The organism is Streptomyces sp. DF42 (assembly GCF_058267695.1).
Genome location: NZ_CM177859.1, coordinates 1899529 through 1920538, shown reverse-complemented (window position 1 = coordinate 1920538; position 21010 = coordinate 1899529). Strand labels below are relative to the sequence as shown.

General features: G+C 68.9%; 20 protein-coding genes. 17 read left to right on the top strand and 3 right to left on the bottom strand.

Features of this window, described 5'->3' with window-relative positions; all coding sequences use genetic code 11:
• Positions 1 to 6: 6 nt before the first annotated feature.
• Positions 7 to 312, bottom strand: a complete 306-nt coding sequence (locus tag ACYUED_RS08750) for a ferredoxin (RefSeq protein WP_491291703.1) — start codon at positions 310 to 312, stop codon at positions 7 to 9.
• 245 nt (positions 313 to 557) lie between these two features.
• Here ACYUED_RS08750 and arc point away from each other — a divergent pair, with 245 nt between their 5' ends.
• The 6 genes from arc (at position 558) to prcA (ending at position 6698) form a co-directional block, all read left to right on the top strand.
• The gene (gene arc / locus ACYUED_RS08745; RefSeq protein ID WP_491291702.1) at positions 558 to 2324 is read left to right on the top strand and encodes a proteasome ATPase; all 1767 of its coding nucleotides are present in this window, start codon (positions 558 to 560) and stop codon (positions 2322 to 2324) included.
• 234 nt (positions 2325 to 2558) lie between these two features.
• Positions 2559 to 4070, top strand: coding sequence for a depupylase/deamidase Dop (gene dop, locus ACYUED_RS08740; protein WP_491291701.1), 1512 nt, complete (start codon positions 2559 to 2561; stop codon positions 4068 to 4070).
• A 154-nt stretch (positions 4071 to 4224) separates the two neighbouring features.
• On the top strand, positions 4225 to 4443 hold the full coding sequence (locus ACYUED_RS08735) for a ubiquitin-like protein Pup (RefSeq protein ID WP_127181041.1): 219 nt from the start codon (positions 4225 to 4227) through the stop codon (positions 4441 to 4443).
• Positions 4444 to 4475: 32 nt separating this feature from the next.
• On the top strand, positions 4476 to 5078 hold the full coding sequence (locus ACYUED_RS08730; protein WP_491291700.1) for an endonuclease VII domain-containing protein: 603 nt from the start codon (positions 4476 to 4478) through the stop codon (positions 5076 to 5078).
• Positions 5030 to 5875 carry a proteasome subunit beta gene (gene prcB, locus ACYUED_RS08725; RefSeq protein ID WP_491291699.1) on the top strand — a complete coding sequence of 282 codons (846 nt, stop codon included), beginning with the start codon at positions 5030 to 5032 and terminating at the stop codon, positions 5873 to 5875. The genes ACYUED_RS08730 and prcB overlap by 49 nt, the downstream gene beginning before the upstream one ends.
• A 73-nt stretch (positions 5876 to 5948) precedes the next feature.
• Positions 5949 to 6698, top strand: coding sequence for a proteasome subunit alpha (gene prcA, locus ACYUED_RS08720; protein ID WP_491291698.1), 750 nt, complete (start codon positions 5949 to 5951; stop codon positions 6696 to 6698).
• A gap of 60 nt (positions 6699 to 6758) precedes the next feature.
• Here prcA and ACYUED_RS08715 read toward each other — a convergent pair whose 3' ends face one another.
• A complete protein-coding gene (locus tag ACYUED_RS08715) occupies positions 6759 to 7775 on the bottom strand; it encodes a LacI family DNA-binding transcriptional regulator (protein WP_491291697.1) in 1017 nt (338 codons plus the stop codon).
• Positions 7776 to 7892: 117 nt separating this feature from the next.
• Between ACYUED_RS08715 and ACYUED_RS08710 the strand changes: the two genes are divergently transcribed.
• The 11 genes from ACYUED_RS08710 (at position 7893) to ACYUED_RS08660 (ending at position 19316) form a co-directional block, all read left to right on the top strand.
• Positions 7893 to 9152 carry an MFS transporter gene (locus ACYUED_RS08710; RefSeq protein ID WP_491291696.1) on the top strand — a complete coding sequence of 420 codons (1260 nt, stop codon included), beginning with the start codon at positions 7893 to 7895 and terminating at the stop codon, positions 9150 to 9152.
• Between the two features lie 9 nt (positions 9153 to 9161).
• Entirely contained in the window at positions 9162 to 10523 is a 1362-nt protein-coding gene (gene pafA, locus ACYUED_RS08705; protein WP_093909061.1) for a Pup--protein ligase, read from the top strand.
• Between the two features lie 135 nt (positions 10524 to 10658).
• Positions 10659 to 11666, top strand: a complete 1008-nt coding sequence (locus ACYUED_RS08700; RefSeq protein ID WP_491291695.1) for an FKBP-type peptidyl-prolyl cis-trans isomerase — start codon at positions 10659 to 10661, stop codon at positions 11664 to 11666.
• A gap of 60 nt (positions 11667 to 11726) precedes the next feature.
• Positions 11727 to 12098, top strand: a complete 372-nt coding sequence (locus ACYUED_RS08695) for an FKBP-type peptidyl-prolyl cis-trans isomerase (protein WP_124002700.1) — start codon at positions 11727 to 11729, stop codon at positions 12096 to 12098.
• 129 nt (positions 12099 to 12227) lie between these two features.
• Entirely contained in the window at positions 12228 to 13181 is a 954-nt protein-coding gene (locus ACYUED_RS08690; protein WP_491291694.1) for a helix-turn-helix transcriptional regulator, read from the top strand.
• A gap of 19 nt (positions 13182 to 13200) precedes the next feature.
• Positions 13201 to 14244 carry a helix-turn-helix transcriptional regulator gene (locus ACYUED_RS08685; protein WP_491291693.1) on the top strand — a complete coding sequence of 348 codons (1044 nt, stop codon included), beginning with the start codon at positions 13201 to 13203 and terminating at the stop codon, positions 14242 to 14244.
• On the top strand, positions 14241 to 14534 hold the full coding sequence (locus ACYUED_RS08680) for a hypothetical protein (protein WP_491291692.1): 294 nt from the start codon (positions 14241 to 14243) through the stop codon (positions 14532 to 14534). Before ACYUED_RS08685 ends, ACYUED_RS08680 begins: the two co-directional genes overlap by 4 nt.
• A gap of 95 nt (positions 14535 to 14629) precedes the next feature.
• A complete protein-coding gene (locus ACYUED_RS08675; RefSeq protein ID WP_491291691.1) occupies positions 14630 to 14824 on the top strand; it encodes a hypothetical protein in 195 nt (64 codons plus the stop codon).
• Positions 14825 to 15084: 260 nt separating this feature from the next.
• The gene (gene tatA, locus ACYUED_RS08670; protein WP_266511118.1) at positions 15085 to 15372 is read left to right on the top strand and encodes a Sec-independent protein translocase subunit TatA; all 288 of its coding nucleotides are present in this window, start codon (positions 15085 to 15087) and stop codon (positions 15370 to 15372) included.
• A 47-nt stretch (positions 15373 to 15419) separates the two neighbouring features.
• On the top strand, positions 15420 to 16367 hold the full coding sequence (tatC, locus tag ACYUED_RS08665; RefSeq protein ID WP_491291690.1) for a twin-arginine translocase subunit TatC: 948 nt from the start codon (positions 15420 to 15422) through the stop codon (positions 16365 to 16367).
• A gap of 87 nt (positions 16368 to 16454) precedes the next feature.
• Positions 16455 to 19316 (top strand): DEAD/DEAH box helicase, encoded by a 2862-nt coding sequence (locus tag ACYUED_RS08660; RefSeq protein WP_491291689.1) that lies wholly within the window; start codon positions 16455 to 16457, stop codon positions 19314 to 19316.
• Here the strand turns inward: ACYUED_RS08660 and atzF are convergent.
• The gene (atzF, locus tag ACYUED_RS08655; RefSeq protein WP_491291688.1) at positions 19298 to 20995 is read right to left on the bottom strand and encodes an allophanate hydrolase; all 1698 of its coding nucleotides are present in this window, start codon (positions 20993 to 20995) and stop codon (positions 19298 to 19300) included. The two genes, ACYUED_RS08660 and atzF, sit on opposite strands and share 19 nt — an antisense overlap.
• Between the last annotated feature and the right edge of the window lie 15 nt (positions 20996 to 21010).

Here is a 21010-nt window from a genome sequence, read left to right as displayed (position 1 = left end):
GGCAGGTCACTCGGCGTCCGGACCGTAGACCTCGACCCCGTCCGAAACCCGCCGCACATGGATGCAGTCGCCCGGACACTCCTTGGCCGAGTCCACCACGTCCATGAGAAGCGGCAGCGGCACAGCCGTTGTGGCCCCCTCGGCCTGCAACAGCTCGTCGTCCGCCCCCTTCACGTACGCCAGCCCGTCGATGTCCAGCTCGAACACCTCGGGTGCGTACTGGGCACAGATGCCGTCGCCGGTACACAGCGACTGATCGATCCAGACCTCCAGCGCCTCACCGTCGGCCCCGGCCTCCTGCTGCACGCTCATGTCTCCTGCCGTTCAGATGTCGGGCCAAACCGGGAATCCGGCCAGCTCTGACGGGTGTTGAACACTTCGACCCTACCTCCGGCGGCTTCCCAATCATGTTCGGTGGGTATTCCCCTGGCGTGAGGGAGAGCGCAAGGGTGAAGATCGGACACACCTCGACAGTCTTTGTGATCTAGGGGTTTCAATCGACACCCACCCAGGTAGGGTCTGGAAGCGTCCAGCTCCCCTTGGAGGAGGTGAGGACCGTGGCAGCCCACGACGACGACATGAACCGCGGCATCCGCCCGGGACGCGGGTCCGACGACCCGGCCGGGCAGATTGCCTACCTTGAGCAGGAGATCGCCGTCCTGCGACGTAAGCTCGCCGACTCTCCGCGACACACGAGGATTCTCGAAGAGCGGATCGTCGAGCTGCAGACCAACCTGGCCGGCGTGTCCGCACAGAACGAGCGACTCGCCAACACGCTCCGTGAGGCCCGCGACCAGATCGTGGCCCTCAAGGAGGAAGTCGACCGGCTCGCACAGCCACCGGCCGGCTTCGGAGTCTTCCTCACGGCGAACGAGGACGGCACGGCCGACATCTTCACCGGCGGCCGCAAGCTCCGGGTGAACGTCAGCCCGAGCGTCGAGCTCGAAGAGCTCCGACGCGGCCAGGAAGTGATGCTCAACGAAGCGCTCAACGTGGTCGAGGCCATGAAGTACGAGCGCGTCGGAGACATCGTCACCCTCAAGGAGATCCTCGAGGACGGCGAGCGCGCCCTGGTCCTCGGGCACACCGACGAGGAGCGGGTGGTACGGCTCGCCGAGCCACTGCTCGACGTCAACATCCGTCCCGGCGACGCCCTGCTTCTCGAGCCCCGTTCCGGCTACGTCTACGAGATCGTTCCCAAGAGCGAGGTCGAGGAACTCGTCCTCGAGGAAGTGCCCGACATCGGCTACGAGCAGATCGGCGGCCTGGGCGGCCAGATCGAAGCCATCCGCGACGCGGTCGAGCTGCCGTACCTCTACCCGGACCTGTTCAAGGAGCACGAACTGCGCCCGCCGAAGGGCGTCCTGCTCTACGGACCCCCCGGATGCGGAAAGACGCTCATCGCCAAGGCCGTCGCCAACTCGCTGGCCAAGAAGGTCGCCGAGGTCACCGGCCAGGCCGCCGGCAAGAGCTTCTTCCTCAACATCAAGGGCCCCGAGCTCCTGAACAAGTACGTCGGTGAGACGGAGCGCCAGATCCGCCTCGTCTTCCAGCGAGCCCGGGAAAAGGCCAGCGAGGGCACACCCGTCATCGTCTTCTTCGACGAGATGGAATCCCTCTTCCGCACCCGTGGCTCCGGTGTCAGCTCGGACGTGGAGAACACCATCGTCCCGCAGCTGCTCGCCGAGATCGACGGTGTCGAAGGCCTGCAGAACGTGGTCGTGATCGGCGCCTCCAACCGCGAGGACATGATCGACCCCGCCATCCTGCGCCCCGGCCGCCTGGACGTGAAGATCAAGATCGAGCGTCCCGACGCCGAGGCCGCCAAGGACATCTTCGGCAAGTACCTCACCGAACGCCTCCCGCTGCACCCCGAGGACCTCGGTGAGCACGGCGGCAGCAAGACGACCACCGTCGAAAGCATGATCCAGACGGCCGTCGAGCACATGTACACGGAATCCGAGGAGAACCGCTTCCTGGAGGTCACCTACGCAAACGGTGACAAGGAAGTCCTCTACTTCAAGGACTTCAACTCCGGCGCCATGATCGAGAACATCGTGGGCCGCGCCAAGAAGATGGCCATCAAGGACTTCCTCGACGACAAGCAGAAGGGCATCCGCGTCTCGCACCTCCTCCAGGCCTGCGTGGACGAGTTCAAGGAGAACGAGGACCTGCCCAACACCACCAACCCGGACGACTGGGCCCGAATCTCCGGCAAGAAGGGCGAACGGATCGTCTACATCCGTACGCTCATCACCGGAAAGCAGGGCGCCGACACCGGACGCTCCATCGACACGGTGGCGAACACCGGGCAGTACCTGTAAAAGACAGGGCGGCTGCGGGTGCCCTCGCCGGGTACCCGCAGCCGACTGTTTTTCAGGCCACGGCTGGAGCAAGGCAATGACGCAAATGATCTCCCCACCAGCGCAAAGCCGTTCTAGGCTCTTCGGTACCGCCGAGTCGCGCAGTGCGGGGACGGGCACCGCACACGCACCGGAGCGCCAGCGGTACTTGAGCGCCGCCCCCGACCGAGGGCAGCGCCGGGCAAGGAGGGCCGCATGACCGTACGGCGAGTAATGGGCATCGAGACGGAGTACGGCATCTCCGTCCCCGGCCACCCCAACGCCAATGCCATGCTCACCTCATCCCAGATCGTCAACGCCTACGCGGCGGCGATGCACAGGGCCCGCCGGGCCCGCTGGGACTTCGAGGAGGAGAATCCGCTGCGCGACGCGCGGGGCTTCGACCTCGCCCGCGAGGCCGCCGACTCCAGCCAGCTCACCGACGAGGACATCGGCCTCGCCAACGTGATCCTCACCAACGGCGCGCGACTCTACGTCGACCACGCGCACCCCGAATACAGCGCACCCGAAGTCACCAACCCCCGCGACGCCGTCCTCTGGGACAAGGCCGGCGAACGCATCATGGCCGAGGCCGCCGAGCGCGCCGCCGCACTCCCCGGCGCCCAGCCGATCCACCTCTACAAGAACAACACCGACAACAAAGGCGCCTCCTACGGCACGCACGAGAACTACCTGATGAAGCGGGAGACCCCCTTCTCGGACATCGTGCGCCACCTCACGCCCTTCTTCGTCTCCCGCCAGGTCGTCACCGGAGCCGGCCGCGTCGGCATCGGCCAGGACGGACACGAGCACGGCTTCCAGCTCAGCCAGCGCGCGGACTACTTCGAGGTCGAGGTAGGCCTCGAGACGACCCTGAAGCGCCCGATCATCAACACCCGCGACGAGCCGCACGCCGACGCCGAGAAATACCGCCGCCTGCACGTGATCATCGGCGACGCGAACCTCTCCGAGATCTCGACCTACCTCAAGCTCGGCACGACCGCGCTCGTCCTGTCCATGATCGAGGACGGCTTCATCGCCGTCGACCTGGCCGTGGACCAGCCCGTCCGCACCCTCCACCAGGTCTCCCACGATCCGACGCTGCAGCGCCTGGTCACGCTCCGCAGCGGCCGCACACTCACCGCGGTCCAACTCCAGATGGAGTACTTCGAACTGTCACGCAAGTACGTGGAGGAGCGCTTCGGCTCCGACGCGGACGAGCAGACCAAGGACGTCCTGGCCCGCTGGGAGGACACCCTCAACCGCCTCGAGAACGACCCCATGAGCCTGGCCGGCGAGCTGGACTGGGTCGCCAAGCGCGAGCTCATGGAGGGCTACCGACGCCGCGACGACCTCGACTGGGACGCCGCCCGCCTGCACCTCGTGGACCTCCAGTACGCCGACGTACGCCCCGAGAAGGGCCTCTACAACCGTCTGGCGGCCCGGGGCCGGATGAAGCGCCTGCTGGACGAGAACGAAGTCGAGCGGGCCCGTACGAAGCCGCCGGAGGACACGCGCGCGTACTTCCGCGGGCGCTGCCTGGAGCAGTACGCGGACGACGTCGCGGCGGCCTCCTGGGACTCCGTGATCTTCGACCTCCCGGGCCGGGACTCGCTCCAGCGTGTCCCAACCCTCGAACCGCTTCGCGGAACGCGAAATCACGTCAAGGAACTCCTGGACCGATGCCGCACGGCAGAAGACCTGGTCAAGGTGCTGTCGGGCGGCTGAGCGGGCAGCCGGGCCGGACGGCCGGACAGGGTGGAAAACCCGGCGGCAGGGAATCATCGAGTTGGTCCCCGTACGTTGTAGGAACTGCGGGGCCGATGTCGGACCCTGCTTGTAGGGTCTGATCAAGAACGTCGAACCGAGCGGGGTGAGGGTTATGGCGACCAAGGACACCGGCGGCGGCCAGCAGAAGGCCACGCGCTCTACCGAGGAAGTCGAGGAGCAGGCGCAGGACGCGCAGGCGACCGACGACCTCAAGGAGCGCCAGGAGAAGCTGAGCGACGACGTGGACTCGGTGCTGGACGAAATCGATGATGTGCTCGAAGAGAACGCAGAGGATTTCGTGAGGTCCTTCGTTCAGAAGGGTGGAGAGTGATTTCGCCTTCGATCTGAGGGTGAAATCGGGGGATGCTCGGAGTGAACGAAGGGTCGGGGTCGAGGTGCTGTTCGCGGTGCAAGCAGTCCATGCCGCGGGCAGCGTTCGCGAGGAACAAGTCCATGCCCGATGGCCTCCAGGCGTATTGCCGGGAGTGTGCGGCCGAGTATTACCGGCAGCGCCAGGAGGCCAAGGGGAAGAAAGTCCGGGATAAGGTTCCGGTCCAGCCGGGACGCAAGCGGTGTCCACGGTGCGAAGAGGTGAAGCCGCACTCTGAATGGGAGCGCAACAAGTCCTCGTCGGACGGCTGGGCGAGCTATTGCCGTGAGTGCCGGGCGGAGCGGAACCGAGTCAGCTACTTCAAGCGCAAGTACGGCCTCACGCCGGCGGAGTTGGATACGCTGACGGCTGAGCAGCAGGGCGTCTGCTGTATATGTCTTGCCGCCCCGGCCGTACATGTGGATCACTGCCACAAGACGGGTAGGGTCCGAGGCGTACTGTGCTTCAGCTGCAATGCCGCGCTGGGGCAGTTCAAGGATCGGCCCGATGCCATAAGGCGGGCTGCTGCTTACGTGGAAGGAATCGCGTGGAAGCCAACACTCGTAGCACCGGGCGTCTACCAGCTGCCTTCCTGACGCCTGGGTCGTCGTCCTTCATGGACTTCCTGTCGGAGCACCAGCCGGAGATGCTTCCGGGGAAGCGGCAACTGCCGCCCACTCAGGGTGTCATCGAGGCGCCGCACGGCACGACCATCGTGGCCGTGACCTTCCCGGGCGGTGTCGTGCTCGCCGGTGACCGTCGGGCCACCATGGGCAATGTCATCGCGCAGCGGGACATCGAGAAGGTCTTTCCGGCGGACGAGTACTCGGCTGTCGGCATCGCGGGAACGGCCGGTCTGGCTGTCGAGATGGTCAAGCTGTTCCAGCTGGAGCTGGAGCACTTCGAGAAGGTCGAGGGGGCGCAGCTCTCGTTGGAGGGCAAGGCGAACCGGCTGTCGACCATGATCCGTTCCAACCTGGGCATGGCCATGCAGGGTCTGGCCGTGGTTCCTCTGTTCGCGGGGTACGACGTGGACCGCGGGCGGGGTCGCATCTTCTCGTACGACGTGACGGGTGGCCGCTCCGAGGAGCACAATTTCTCGGCCACGGGCTCGGGCTCGGTCTTCGCGCGCGGTGCGATGAAGAAGCTCTTCCGTGGCGACCTGACCGAGGAGCAGGCCACGACTCTCGTGGTGCAGGCCCTCTACGACGCGGCTGACGACGATTCGGCGACCGGTGGTCCCGATGTCGCCCGCCGGATCTATCCGATCGTCACCGTGATCACCGAGGACGGCTTCCGTCGGCTCACTGATGACGAGTCCTCCGGGATCGCCCGTTCCGTGCTGGAGCGGCGGCTGGAGCAGCCCGACGGTCCGCGGGCCGCGCTGCTCTAGGCCGGCGTCCGGTTGTTAACAAGGTGATCGCGTGAATTCGACGGAACTCCCGGAAGAAAGGGACGGATAACCGGTGTCGACGCCGTTCTATGTCTCCCCCCAGCAGGCGATGGCCGACCGGGCGGAGTACGCCCGCAAGGGCATCGCTCGTGGTCGCAGCCTGGTCGTGCTGCAGTATGCCGACGGCATTGTCTTCGTCGGCGAGAACCCGTCCCGTGCGCTGCACAAGTTCAGTGAGATCTACGACCGGATCGGTTTCGCGGCCGCCGGCAAGTACAACGAGTACGAGAATCTGCGAATCGGCGGTGTGCGGTATGCCGATCTTCGTGGGTACACCTACGACCGTGACGATGTGACCGCCCGTGGTCTCGCCAACGTCTATGCGCAGACGCTGGGCACGATCTTCTCCAGTGCGGCGGAGAAGCCGTACGAGGTGGAGTTGGTGGTCGCCGAGGTGGGGGAGACCCCCGAGGGTGACCAGATCTACCGGCTGCCGCACGACGGTTCCATCGTGGACGAGCACGGTTCGGTCGCGGTGGGTGGCAATGCCGAGCAGATCAGCAGCTATCTGGACCAGCGTCACCAGGACGGCATGACCCTGGCGGAGGCCCTCAGGCTGGCCGTCCAGGCGCTGTCGCGCGACACGAACGGCAGTGAGCGGGAGATCCCCGCCGAGCGCCTGGAGGTCGCGGTGCTGGACCGTATGCGTCCGCAGGCGCGCAAGTTCAGGCGGATCGTGGGCCCTCAGCTCTCCCGGCTTCTGGAGGGCGAGGGAGCGGCCGCCGAGGCGGAGAACGGCTCCGAGGGGTCGGACGACGAGTAGTCGGCCCCTGATTTGTCCTCGCCTGTGCCCCGGCCGTCGCTACGGCCGGGGCACAGGCGTTCAGGACGCGTTCGGCGGTGCCGTGGAGCCTCGTACGACGAGTTCGACGGGGATGTCGCCCGCGTCGGGCGTACGGCTCTCCAGGACGGCCAGGAGTGCCCGCATGCCCTGTTCGCCGAAGAGTTCTGCGTCGAGGCGTACGGTCGTCAGTTCGGGGTCGAGGGCGGTGGCCAGGGCCAGGTCGTCCAGGCCGGTGACGGAGAGGTCGTCGGGGATGCGCAGGCCGAGGCGGCGGGCGGCTTTGTAGGCGCCGGCCGCCAGCTGGTCGTCGTCGCACACGAGCGCCGTGGGTCGGGGTCCGGGCGCCGACAGGGCTGCTTCGGCGGCGGTGAGGGCGCCCTCGATGGAGATCGGCGCGCGGGTCGTGCGTACGGACGTGCCCGGGACGGTGCCGATCCGGGCGGCCAGTTCGCGCGCGCGTACCTCGAAGGTCCAGGACGCCACGTCCGCCGCGAGGTGCAGGAAACGCCGGTGTCCCAGGCCCAGGAGGTGTTCGGCGACCTGTTGGACGCCGCCCGCGATGTCCAGGTTCACCGTCGCGGCGCCCAGGCTGCCCTCTGGGTCGCTGTCGAGCATCACGAGGGGCAGTTGGTCGCCGCGGATCGTGGTGAGGGCGTCGGCGGCCATGGAGGAGGCGATGACGCCGTCCAGGGCGGCCTGGGCGGAGGCGAAGGGGTCGCGGGCCGGGCCGATGCCTTCGGGGGAGGGGTAGAGGACCACGCCGAAGCCGTGTTCGGCGGCGACTCGGGCGGCGCCGGTGTAGACGCCGGCGAAGAACTCCGTGGTGAGGGCGGGGACGACGAGGAGGACGGTGCGGGTGCGGCCGAGTCGCAGGTTGCGGGCGGCGAGGTTGGGCCGGTAGCCGAGGTCGCGTGCGGCTTCCCGGACGCGTTGGGCGGTGGCTTCCGAGACGCGGCCGCGCCACTTGTCGCCGAGGACCAGGGAGACCGCGGCCTGGGAGACGCCGGCGGCCTGGGCGACGTCACGGCTGGTGGGGCGGGTGCTGCCTGGTGCCACCGTCGGCCTGCTCCTTCGTCTGGACTGGTGAACAGCGCACATGGTACGTATGAGAGGCGACGTTATACGTAAAACTTCCGCGGGCGACGCGGGCGACGCGGGCGAGAGGAAGCGGACATGGCTGCGGGATACGTGGAGATCCTCAGGACCAGGCATGCCGCGCGGCTGCTCGCGGGCACGCTCGTGGGACGGCTGCCGTGCGCCGTGGCCGCGATCGCCATCGTGCTGTTCGTCCGTGCGGAGGGCGGCACGTACAGCCTCGCCGGCGGGCTCGCGGCCGTGTTCGGGGTCGCCAACGCGGTGGGCCAGCCGCTGCTGGGGCGGCTCGTGGACCTGTATGGGCAGCCGCGCGTCCAGTTGCCTGCCGCGCTCGCCTCGGCGCTCGCCATGTCCGCCTTCGCCTTGGTGGGCACGGGTCCGCTGGCGTCGGCGTACGCGTGCGTGGCGCTCTCCGGACTGTTCACGCCGCCCCTGGAGGGCGGTCTGCGGGCGCTGTGGTCCTCGGTGCTGCGCAGCGAGGGGCAGGTGCAGACGGCGTACGCGATGGACGCGGTGGCCCAGGAAGTGCTGTTCACCGTCGGCCCGTTGCTGGTGACCCTGTGCGTGTCGCTGTGGTCGGCGCAGGCGGCGCTGGTGCTCATCAACGTCGTCGGCGTGCTGGGTGCCCTGTCGGTGGCCCTGTCGCCGCCCTCGCGCGGGTGGCGTTCGGCGCCGCGTGAGGCGCACTGGCTGGGCGCGCTGCGCTCGCCCGGACTGCTCGTCCTGCTCGGCGCGTTCCTTGCCGTGGGGATCGCGCTCGGCTCCATCGCGGTCGCCGCGGTGGCGTACGCGGACGACCATGGCGGGGACGCGGTGTACGGGTGGCTGATGTCGGCCATCGGCCTGGGGGCGCTCGTGGGGGGCACGGCGTACGGCGCGCGGCAGTGGGGTGGTGCGCCGGAGCGTCGACTGCGGGTGCTCGTGGCGCTTCTGGCGGTGTGTTACCTGCCGCTCGTCCTGACGCCGGGTCCGGTGGCCATGACGGCGCTGGCGGCCGTCGCCGGTCTCTTCCTCGCGCCGTGTCTCGCCTGCGCGTTCGTCCTCGTCGACCGGCATGCGCCGCGCGGGACGGTCACCGAGGCGTTCTCCTGGATCGTGACGACGTTCACGGTGGGTTCATCGGTGGGAACGGGCCTGGCGGGCCCGGTCGTCGAGCGGGGCGGTGTGGCGTGGGGCTTCGCCGTGCCGAGTGCCGCGGGGGCCGTGTCGTTGCTGGTTCTGCTGGCCACCGGGCGGGTCCTCGCAGCTCCCGCAGGGGGTGCGGTGGTTGCGGCTTCATCGGAAAATGATCCAAACCGTGCCGTCGAACCCCGTTTCAGCTCAGGGGATCGGGCGTAATGTTCACTCATGGACCGCCGCATTTTCGGGCTGGAGAACGAGTACGGCGTCACGTGTACGTTCAGGGGACAGCGGCGCCTGTCTCCCGACGAGGTGGCGCGGTACCTCTTCCGCCGTGTCGTGTCATGGGGCCGCAGCAGTAACGTCTTTCTGCGAAACGGCGCACGCCTCTATCTCGACGTGGGCTCACATCCGGAATACGCGACACCCGAATGTGACAACGTGACCGAACTGGTCACCCACGACAAAGCAGGCGAGCGCATTCTCGAAGGACTCCTGGTGGACGCCGAACGACGCCTGCACGAGGAAGGAATCGCGGGCGACGTCTACCTCTTCAAGAACAACACCGACTCGGCCGGAAACTCCTACGGCTGCCACGAGAACTATCTCGTGGCGCGTCACGGGGAGTTCTCCCGGCTCGCGGACATCCTCATTCCGTTCCTCGTCACGAGGCAGCTTCTGTGTGGCGCCGGCAAGGTGCTGCAGACCCCGCGGGGCGCGGTGTACTGCGTCAGCCAGCGGGCCGAGCACATCTGGGAGGGCGTCTCCTCGGCGACGACCCGCTCCAGGCCGATCATCAACACCCGCGACGAACCGCACGCGGACGCCGAGCGCTACCGCCGCCTGCACGTCATCGTGGGCGACTCGAACATGTCCGAGACGACCATGCTGCTCAAGGTCGGCGCGACCGACCTGGTGCTGCGCATGATCGAGGCGGGCACGGTGATGCGGGACCTGACCCTGGAGAACCCGATCCGGGCGATCCGTGAGGTCAGCCATGACATCACCGGCCGGCGCAAGGTGCGCCTGGCCAGCGGACGTGAGGCCTCCGCACTGGAGGTGCAGCGCGAGTACTACGAGAAGGCCGTGGACTTCTGCGAGCGCCGCGGCATCCGCACCGGCACCGTGGAGCAGGTCCTGGAGCTGTGGGGCCGCACGCTGGACTCGATCGAGGCCGAGGACCTCGACCGGATCGGCACGGAGATCGACTGGGTCATGAAGTACAAGCTCATCGAGCGGTACCGGGCCAAGCACAACATGACCATGTCGCATCCCAGGGTCGCGCAGATAGACCTCGCCTACCACGACATTCACCGCCGTCGTGGCCTGTACTACCTGCTCGAGAAGAGGGGTCAAGCAGCCCGGATCTGCAATGACTTGAAGATCTTCGAGGGCAAGTCCGTTCCCCCGCAGACCACTAGGGCCCGGCTGCGCGGTGACTTCATCCGAAGGGCCCAGGAACAGCGCCGGGACTTCACCGTCGACTGGGTCCACCTCAAGCTCAATGACCAGGCGCAGCGCACGGTGTTGTGCAAGGACCCGTTCCGTTCCGTGGACGACCGGGTGGAGAAGCTCATCGCGGGAATGTGAGCAATGGGAGGAACGCGTTCCGGTGAAAGGCCGGAACGCAACACGGGCGCCGTACGTTCCCAGTGCGGCGCCCTTCTCACGCCGTAGAGTTGCGCGCACGCCATCAACAAGATCGACCGATACGAGGCCCCCACCGTGCGCCGACGCTCCCTACTCATCGCTGTACCCGCAGGACTTGTCACGATCGCCGGATGCGGCGACGACAAGTCCGACTCGAGCAAGGCCAAGGAGAGCCAGAGCCCGTCGCCCTCGGCGTCGGCCACGTCCGCCGCGCCGCCGCCGAAGATCGTCGACGGTCCGCTGCCGGCCATCACCGCGGGTACGAAGTTCGGTGAGAAGCCGACCGTCGCCAAGGGCACCGGCGACCCGTCGAAGAACCTCGCGGTGAAGACGGTCATCGCGGGAGCCGGCAAGACGGTCGCGGAGAACGACTACATCCAGGCCCACTACCTCGGCCAGGTCTGGGACACGGCGAAGGTCTTCGACAACTCCTACGACCGCAAGACCCCGCTGCTCATCCAGCTCTCCCAGGGCAGCATCATCGACGGCTGGCGGTACGCCCTGGCGGGTAAGAAGGCCGGCAGCCGGGTCCTGTTCTCCGTGCCCCCCACCTGGGGCTACGGCAAGCAGGGCAACGCGCAGGCGGGCATCAAGGGCACTGACACGCTGGTGTTCGTCGCCGACATCCAGGCCACGTTCAACGCGAGCAGCTCCGCCAAGGGAACCGACGTCGCACAGAACGACGCGAACCTGCCGAAGGTCGGTACCAACACCGACGGCAAGGCCCCCACCATCGACATCCCGAAGGCGGACGCGCCCACCAAACTGGTGGCCGAATACGTCATCGAGGGCGACGGCGACGTGGTCGAGGCGAAGGACAGCGTGCTCGTCCAGTACAAGGGAGTGTTCTGGGACGGCGGCAAGGAGTTCGACTCGACGTACAGCCGCAAGGCGCTGACGTCGTTCGGGCTCCAGCAGGTCGTCAAGGGCTGGGCACAGGGCCTGACCGGCAAGAAGGTCGGCAGCCGGGTCCTCATCGTCATCCCGCCGAAGCTGGGTTACGGCGACAAGCCGCCGGCCGGCAGCGGCATCAAGAAGGACTCCGTCCTGGTCTTCTCGGTCGACATCCTCGCGAAGATCTGACGTCGTCGAGGTGTAAGACTGTGCGTGTTGCCTTTCCGCAGACAAGCAGGAGCTAGAGACGTGAGCATCGAGAAGCCCGAGATCGACTTCCCGGGCGGCGAGCCCCCGGCGGACCTCGAGATCAAGGACATCTGGGAGGGCGACGGCGCGGTGGCGCAGGCGGGCCAGACCGTCACCGTCCACTACGTCGGCGTTGCCTTCAGCACCGGCGAGGAGTTCGACGCCAGCTGGAACCGCGGCACGCCCTTCCGCTTCCCGCTCGGCGGCGGCCGGGTCATCAAGGGCTGGGACCAGGGCGTGCAGGGCATGAAGGTCGGCGGCCGTCGTCAGCTGACCATCCCCGCGCACCTCGCCTACGGCAATCAGAGCCCGACGCCGGCGATCAAGCCGGGCGAGACCCTGATCTTCGTGGTCGACCTCGTCGGGGTCTGATCGCCGCAGCGACCGGACCCGATCACCTGGGGCCCATGCCTGTCTGGCATGGGCCCTCGGCTTTTGTCCCGCCACTTCGGGGCGGTACGGTCATCGTCGTAAAGCACCATAGGGAGGCGAAGGGCGTCGATGGCCATTGCCAAGGCCGAGCGGCTGATGAACCTGGCGCTGTGTCTGCTCGGGACGCGGCGGCCGCTCAGCAAGCGCGAGCTGCGTGAGTCCATCGAGGCCTACCTCGAAGCGGGATCCGACGACTCCTTCAGCCGCATGTTCGAGCGGGACAAGGACGATCTGCGCGAACTCGGCCTGGTCATCGAGACGGTCGAGAACCTCGACGGTGAGGTGGGCTACCTCGCCCGCCGCGACAGCAACCGGCTGCCGCCCATCACCCTCGACGCCGAGGAGGCCGCGGCCCTCGGTCTCGCCGCCAAGGTGTGGCAGCAGGCCCGGCTCGCGGGCGCGGCCAGTGGCGCCCTGCAGAAGCTGCGCGCGGCAGGCCTCCCCGAGGACGTGGATCCGTACGAGGCGCACGGCGCGCTGGAGCCCCGGATCCCTGTGCACGAGGCCGCGTTCGAGCCGCTGATGCTGGCCTGCCGCGACCGCCGCCCGGTCGTCTTCGACTACCGCAAGGCCACCGCCGCACGTCCCGAGCCCCGGCATGTGGAGCCGTGGGCGCTGGAGTGCTGGCGTGGCCACTGGTACCTGGCAGGCTGGGACCGGGACCGCGGAGCCGAGCGGGTCTTCAGGCTGTCCCGCATCACCGGCAAGGTGCGCAGTCGCAGCGGGCAGTTCACCGCCGAGATCCCCGATGTGGTGACGGTCCGTGAGACCGTCGCGAGCTGGGCGGGGGAGACCGCCGACCGCTCCGCGCTGATCCGGCTGCGTTCGGAGGCGGGGTACCCCCTTCGGGCGAAGGCCACCGCGGTGCGGGAACTCGCCGACGGCTGGGACGAGTTGGAGATTCCGTACGGGCACGGGCTGGATGCCTGGCTGGTGGAGTTCGGGCCGGACGTGGTGGTGCTGGAGCCGGCCGAGCTGCGTGCGGACGTGGTCGACCGGCTGCGTGCCGTGGCCAAGGGCTGAGGGGGAGCGGAGCAAGACAGTGGCAGGCAAACCGGTCAGGCCCGTGAACGCCATCGACCAGACCCGGCGGTTGCTCTCGCTGGTGACGTATCTGAAGGAGCGCCCCGGAGCCCGGGTCGAGGACGTCGCCCGTGCCTTCGGTATCACCGAGGACGAGCTGGTCTCCGACCTCGACGTGCTGCCCATGTGCGGCACCAGCTTCCGCGGTGGCGACCTGCTGGACATCGACACCGACGGCGAGCGCATCTGGTGGCACAACCCCGCCGCACTCGGCGAGGAGACGGCGGAGCCGCTGCGGCTGGCCGCCGACGAGGCGACGGCGCTGCTGGTGGCCGCCCGCGCGGTGTCCACCCTGCCCGGCCTGCGGGAGAGCGACCGGCAGGCGCTGCTGCGGGCCACCGCCAAGGTGGAGACCGCGGCCGGCGAGGCGGCGGGCGCCAGCTCCCGGCTGTCCGTGACCTTCGAGTCCGAGGGCGGCGTCTTCGCCGACGTCGACCGTGCGATCTCGGAGCGCCGCCGTCTGTGGATCCGCTACTACTCGCCCGCGCGCGACGAGCTCACCGAGCGCGAGATCGACCCCATCCGGCTCGTCAGCGTCGGGCACACGTACGTGGAGGCCTGGTGCCGCCGCTCCGAGGCGCGCCGTACCTTCCGGCTCGACCGGGTCGCCGAGATCAAGATCCTGGACGAGCCGTCGGCGCCGCCCGAGATCGAGCTGAGGGATCTGTCGGAGGCGTTGGTGCAGCCCGCCGCCGAGGACCCGGAGGTCGTCGTCGAGGTCGGTCCGGGTGGTCGCTGGGTCGCGGAGTACTACCCGCACGACAGTGCGGATGAGCTTGCGGACGGCGGGCTGCGTATCACCTTGCGCACGCCCGACCCGACCTCGCTCAGGCGGCTGGCGCTGCGGCTCGGGCGCGACGGCCGGATCGTCGCCCCGCGCGACCTTGCCGACAGCGCTCGGCAGGCGGCCCGTGAGGCGTTGTCGGCGTACGACGGGGTCGAGGCGCAGGGGGCGCAGGCCGTTCAGGACGGGCAGCACGACAGGCAGGAGCAGGGCCTTTGAGCGAGTCGTCGATGTCTGATGTGCAGGGCATGTCGGTGGCAGCAGCCTTCGGCGGGATGCGAAGCGTGTCGCCGGTGACGTTCAGGGCGGGCTGCCCGGACTGCCGCGGCAGCTTCGAGCTCGCCGCCGCTGCCCTGCGCCTCGCGATCGGCGCCACGAGCCGCACCACCTTCTACTCCTTCATCTGCCCCGACTGCGGCGCCTCGGTACGCAAGCCGGCGGGGGAGCGGATCGTGGAGCTGCTGACCGGCGGCGGCGTCAGGACACTGCGACTGCACGGCACGGCTTAGCGCGCGAACTGGGCGGGTTACGCGTGCCTGTGTCTGCTCGGGTCCTCGGCCCCCGCGGGAGGACGAAGCCTCTCGGAACCGTCTAGGCTCGGCTCATGTTCTGGGCGATGTTCGCGGTAGCTGTGGGTTTTCTGGGTCTCTCGGTGCTCGGGATCCTCGCGGTCCGGGTGTTCCTGGAGGCACAGCGTCTGGGCAGGCAGGTCACGGACTCCGCGCGCCGTATCAACAGGGCCGCCGAGGATCTGGAGCGGGCCGCCGCGAGTACCGCCCGCGCGGTGGACTCCCTCTAGGCATGCCTGCGGCGCGGGTGAGTCCTGCGCCTGAGGCGGTTTGGGTCACTTCGACCTGTCACCGGGGCACCCCTGCCAGGTACGCTGCTGGTCGCGGCCCGGAGAACGAGGCCCGGACCGCGAATCGGGAGTACGCACGGGGATTGCCTGACGTTTACCCCTGAGCGTTACGATCGCTGTCAACACGGTCAGTCGGACATATGTCCGACCGGTCGGACAGGACCGCACCCCCAGTCGCCTCGGTGAGAAGGTAAAGACTTATGTTCGGAAGGCTCGGCGCCCCCGAGATCATTCTCATCCTCGTCGTCGTCATCCTGCTGTTCGGCGCGAAGAAGCTTCCCGACATGGCGCGCTCGCTCGGCAAGTCCGCCCGCATCCTCAAGAGTGAGGCCAAGGCGATGAAGGACGAGGGCAACAGCACGGCCACCCCGGCCGGCCCGCCCAACACCGACGAGCAGCCTCCGGCTCAGCGCACCATCCAGGCCTCTCCCGGCGACGTGACCAGCTCGCGCCCGGTCACCGAGCCGACGGATTCGACCAAGCGCTGACGCAGGGCCGGACCCTGTGGGTCCGCCGCACGAGATGAGGACGTGGGTTGCTGAAGCCTGCCCCCAACAAGGAGAAGGATCCCGAGGGGAGGATGCCCCTCGCGGATCACCTTCGTGAGCTCCGCAACCGGCTCGCGAAGGCCATGCTGGCCATCATCGTCGTCACGACGGTGGCCGCCTTCTTCTACAACGACATCATCAATCTGCTCACCAAGCCGATCCTCGACTCGGTCGGCTGTGATCAGACGTTTGCGCAGCTGGCGAAGTCGAGGTCCGGTCACCCCTGCGCGCAGATCACCATCAACGGTCTGCTGGCGCCCTTCACGCTGGCGCTGAAGGTGTCACTGATGGCGGGTGTCGTGCTGGCCTCGCCGGTCTGGCTGTACCAGCTGTGGGCCTTCGTCGCGCCCGGTCTGCACAGGCACGAGAAGAAGTACGCCTACGCGTTCGTCGGCACCGGCGCCCCGCTCTTCATGATGGGCGCCTACTTCTCCTACTCGGTGCTGCCCACCACCGCGAAGGTCCTGCTCGGTTTCACGCCGCAGGGCACGTCGAACCTGCTGCCCCTGGACGACCTGCTCGACCTGGTGCTGCGGATGGTGCTGGTCTTCGGTCTCTCCTTCGAGCTGCCCCTGCTGCTGGTCTTCCTCAATCTCACCGGGTTGATCACCGGCAAGCGGATGCTCGGCTGGTGGCGTGGAATGATCATGGCGATCACGGTGTTCGCGGCCGTCGCCACTCCGAGCACCGACCCGCTGACCATGCTGGCCCTCGCCGGACCGATCTGGGTGCTGTACTTCGGCGCGGTGATCTTCTCCCTGCTCAACGACAAGCGCAGGCGGCGGCGCGAGGCCGAGGGCCCCGACGACGACGAGGCCTCGGACCTGGACCTCACCCCCGAGGACGTCGGCGAGGTCGAGGCCGTCTCCGCCAGCCGGGCGCTGCCCGAGCAGGCGAGTTCGGACCGGGTCAACGGCTATGACGACGTGACCTGAGCCCCCGATCAGACCGCACACCGAGAGGTGCCCACGTCCCTGGTGACGAGGGCACCTCTCGGTGTTTGGCGGCCCATGTTCCGGATAATGATCGTCCTGTTGTCAGTGGGGCCCGGTACGCTCGAAAGCACGATGACAGAGGACCTCTCCCCGGCTGAGCGGTACGCGGCTGCCCGCAGGCGCGCTGCCGACCAGGCCACCGCTCTCGCCTCGTTCCGCGAGATGTACGACTTCGGCCTCGACCCCTTCCAGATCGAGGCCTGCCAGGCACTCGAGGCGGGCAAGGGCGTGCTGGTCGCCGCGCCCACCGGCTCCGGCAAGACGATCGTGGGCGAGTTCGCCGTCCACCTCGCCCTCCAGCAGGGCAAGAAGTGCTTCTACACGACCCCCATCAAGGCACTGTCGAACCAGAAGTACGCCGACCTGTGCCGCCGTTACGGCGCGGACAAGGTCGGCCTGCTCACCGGCGACAACAGCGTCAACTCCGATGCACCGGTCGTCGTGATGACCACCGAGGTGCTGCGGAACATGCTCTACGCGGGCTCGCAGACCCTCCTCGGCCTCGGACACGTGGTCATGGACGAGGTGCACTACCTCTCCGACCGCTTCCGTGGTGCCGTATGGGAAGAGGTGATCATCCACCTGCCCGAGTCGGTCACGCTCGTCTCGCTCTCGGCGACCGTCTCCAACGCCGAGGAGTTCGGCGACTGGCTCGACACCGTACGCGGCCACACCGAGGTGATCGTCTCCGAGCACCGTCCCGTGCCGCTGTTCCAGCACGTACTCGCCGGGCGGCGGATGTACGACCTGTTCGAGGAGGGTGAGGGCAACAAGAAGGCCGTCAACCCCGACCTCACGCGGCTGGCCCGGATGGAGGCGCAGCGCCCGTCGTACCAGGACCGCCGACGCGGCCGCGCCATGCGCGAGGCGGACCGCGAGCGGGAGCGCAGACAGCGGTCGCGGGTCTGGACCCCGGGGCGCCCGGAGGTCATCGAGCGGCTCGATGCCGAGGGCCTGCTGCCCGCCATCACGTTCATCTTCAGCCGCGCCGCCTGCGAGGCGGCCGTACAGCAGTGCCTGTACGCGGGACTGCGGCTCAACGACGACGAGGCGCGGGAGAAGGTGCGCGGCCTCGTCGAGGAGCGCACCGCCTCGATTCCGACCGAGGACCTGCATGTCCTCGGGTACTACGAGTGGTTGGAGGGCCTGGAGCGCGGTATAGCGGCCCACCACGCGGGCATGCTGCCGACGTTCAAGGAAGTCGTCGAGGAGCTCTTCGTCCGTGGCCTGGTGAAGGCGGTGTTCGCGACCGAGACGCTGGCGCTCGGCATCAACATGCCCGCCCGCTCGGTGGTGCTGGAGAAGCTCGTCAAGTGGAACGGCGAGCAGCATGCCGACATCACACCCGGCGAGTACACACAGCTGACGGGGCGCGCGGGGCGCAGGGGCATCGACGTCGAGGGCCATGCCGTGGTGCTGTGGCAGCGCGGGATAAGTCCCGAGCATCTGGCGGGGCTTGCCGGCACGCGTACGTATCCGCTGCGGTCCAGCTTCAAGCCGTCGTACAACATGGCGGTCAACCTCGTCGAGCAGTTCGGCCGGCACCGCTCGCGTGAGCTGCTGGAGACGTCCTTCGCGCAGTTCCAGGCCGACAAGTCGGTCGTCGGTATCTCCCGGCAGGTGCAGCGCAACGAAGAGGGCCTGGAGGGCTACAAGGCCTCCATGACCTGCCACCTGGGCGACTTCGAGGACTATGCGCGACTGCGCCGTGAACTCAAGGACCGGGAGACCGAGCTGGCGCGGCAGGGTGCGGTCGAGCGGCGTGCCGAGGCGGCCGTCGCGCTGGAGAAGCTCAAGCCGGGCGACGTCATTCACGTACCCGCGGGCAAGTACGCCGGTCTGGCACTGGTGCTGGACCCGGGCCTGCCCGCCGGGCGGTCCAACGGCCACCGCGGCTTCGAACACCACGACGGGCCGCGTCCGCTGGTGCTCACCGCCGAGCGCCAGGTCAAGCGGCTGGCCTCGATGGACTTCCCGGTGCCGGTCGAGGCGATGGAGCGGATGCGCATCCCGAAGTCCTTCAATCCGCGCTCACCGCAGTCCCGTCGGGACCTCGCCTCCGCGCTGCGCACCAAGGCCGGCCACATCCCGCCGGAGCGGGCCCGCAAGAAGCGGTCCCAGGCGGCCGACGACCGCGAGATCGCACGGCTGCGGACCGCCATCCGGGCGCATCCCTGCCATGGGTGCAACGACCGGGAGGACCATGCGCGTTGGGCCGAGCGGTATCACCGCCTGATGCGGGACACCTCGCAGCTGGAGCGGCGTATCGAGGGCCGGACGAACACGATCGCGCGGACCTTCGACCGGATCGTGGCGCTGCTGACCGAGCTTGACTACCTGCGGGCCGACGAGGTCACCGAGCACGGCAAGCGGCTGGCCCGGCTGTACGGCGAGCTCGATCTGCTGGCGAGTGAGTGTTTGCGGGCGGGGGTCTGGGAGGGGCTCTCACCTGCCGAACTGGCCGCCTGCGTCTCGGCGTTGGTGTACGAGTCGAGGGCCGGCGACGATGCGATGGCGCCGAAGCTGCCGTCCGGCAGTGCGAAGGCCGCGCTCGGTGAGATGGTCCGGATCTGGGGGCGGCTGGATGCCCTGGAGGAGGACTTCCGGATCACGCAGACCGAGGGTGTGGGCCAGCGTGAGCCGGATCTCGGGTTCGCCTGGGCCGCGTACATGTGGGCCGGCGGGAAGGGGCTCGACGAGGTCCTGCGGGAGGCCGAGATGCCCGCGGGGGACTTCGTGCGGTGGTGCAAGCAGGTGATCGACGTGCTGGGGCAGATCTCGGCGGCGGCTCCTGTCTCCGGTGGTGGGGCGTCCACGGTCGCGAAGAACGCGCGCAAGGCCGTGGAGCTGCTGCTGCGGGGGGTCGTGGCCTACTCGTCGGTGGGGTGACGGCTCGGATCGCCGGGGAGCTGCTCGTCCAGGCGATCGCGGTACGAACGCCAGCCACCGTACGACGTGATGTCCTCGGCGTCCGCGAGGGCGGATGGCTCGCACAGGAAGCCGGGGACCTGGCTGCTGTCCGCCAGTTCGACGCTCCCCAGCGTCATCGGGCGGGGGAGGGTGGCCAGGAGACGGCCCAGGCCCTCCGCCGGAAGGCGCCACACCTCCGTCTCGATCTCCGCGCCTCCCTCGCCGATGTGGACCAGACCCGGCTTGGGAGGGGCTGTGCGCAGGGCGTGCAGGCGGTACACCGGCGCCGTCGTGGTCGTCCGGTCCAGGCGGGCGCCCAGTGCGAGGAGCTGGGCGTTGAGAGGCTGGCCGGTCAGGTGGGCGCCCACCACCGCCACCCGGGTCTCCGGCTGGAGCAGGCCCGCGATCCGGGCCAGCCGGTCGTCCGTGAACGCCGGGCCGATCAGCATCACGCCGAAGGGGAGGCCGTTCACCTCGCCGGCCGGGACGGCGACCGCCGCCAGGTCGAAGAGGTTCGTGGAGTTGGTGAAGCGGCCCAGGCGGGCGTTGGCGCCCAGGGGGTCGGCGGCCACCTCGGCGAGGGTCGGATGACCGGGCGTGGTGGGGAGCAGCAGCGCGTCCGCGTCGGACAGCTCGGTCAGGGCGCGGCTGCGGAGGGCGGCCAGGCGGTCGGTGTCGGCGTAGAGCCGGTGGGCGGGAATGTCGCGGGCGCGGGTGATGATGCCGGCGACCGTGGGGTCCAGGCCCTCGACCCCGTCGGCCATCGCCTTGTCGACAAAACTCCCCACCGCCGTGTAGCGCTCGGCGACGAACGCGCCCTCGTAGAGCATGGCGGCTGCCTCGGTGAAGGGGGCGAGGTCCAGGGGGCGGATGTCGGCGCCGGCCGCTTCGAGCCGCCGTACCGCCGCCTCGTACGCCTCGGCCCAGTGCTCGTCGAGTTCGCCGAGCCGGCCGGGCGCCGGGACGGCGACACGCCAGGGGCCCGGGGTGCGCTGGGGGAGGGGTGGCAGGGCGCGGTCCGGCGGGGAGGTCATGAAGGAGAGTGCCTGTTCGGCCTCCGGGAGGGTGCGGGCGAACACCGTCACGCAGTCGAGGGAGGCGCAGGCCGGGACCACTCCCGCCGTCGGGACCAGGCCGCGGGTCGGCTTGAGGCCGACGATGCCGTTGAAGGCGGCCGGCACCCGGCCCGAGCCCGCGGTGTCCGTGCCCAGGGCGAGGTCGACGATGCCGAGAGCCACGGCGACCGCCGAGCCTGAGCTGGAGCCGCCGCTGATGCGTGAGGGGTCGTGGGCGTTGCGCACCGCCCCGTGCGGCGAGCGCGTGCCCACCAGGCCCGTCGCGAACTGGTCCAGGTTCGTGGTGCCCAGCACGATCGCGCCGGCGGCGCGCAGCCGGGCGACCACCGGTGCGTCGGTCTCGGGCCGGTAGGCGTACGCCGGGCAGCCCGCGGTGGTGGGCAGGCCGGCCACGTCGATGTTGCCCTTCGCCGCGAACAGGCGCCCGGCGAGCGGGAGTCGCTCACCCGCCGCCACGCGTGCGTCGATCGCCCGGGCCTCCGCCTCGACCTCGGCCCGCGGGCGCAGGTCGATCCAGATCTCGGGGCGGTCCACGGCCTCGATACGGGCGTAGGCGGCGCGGACACGGGTCACAACGGACATCTCATACTCCTCGGT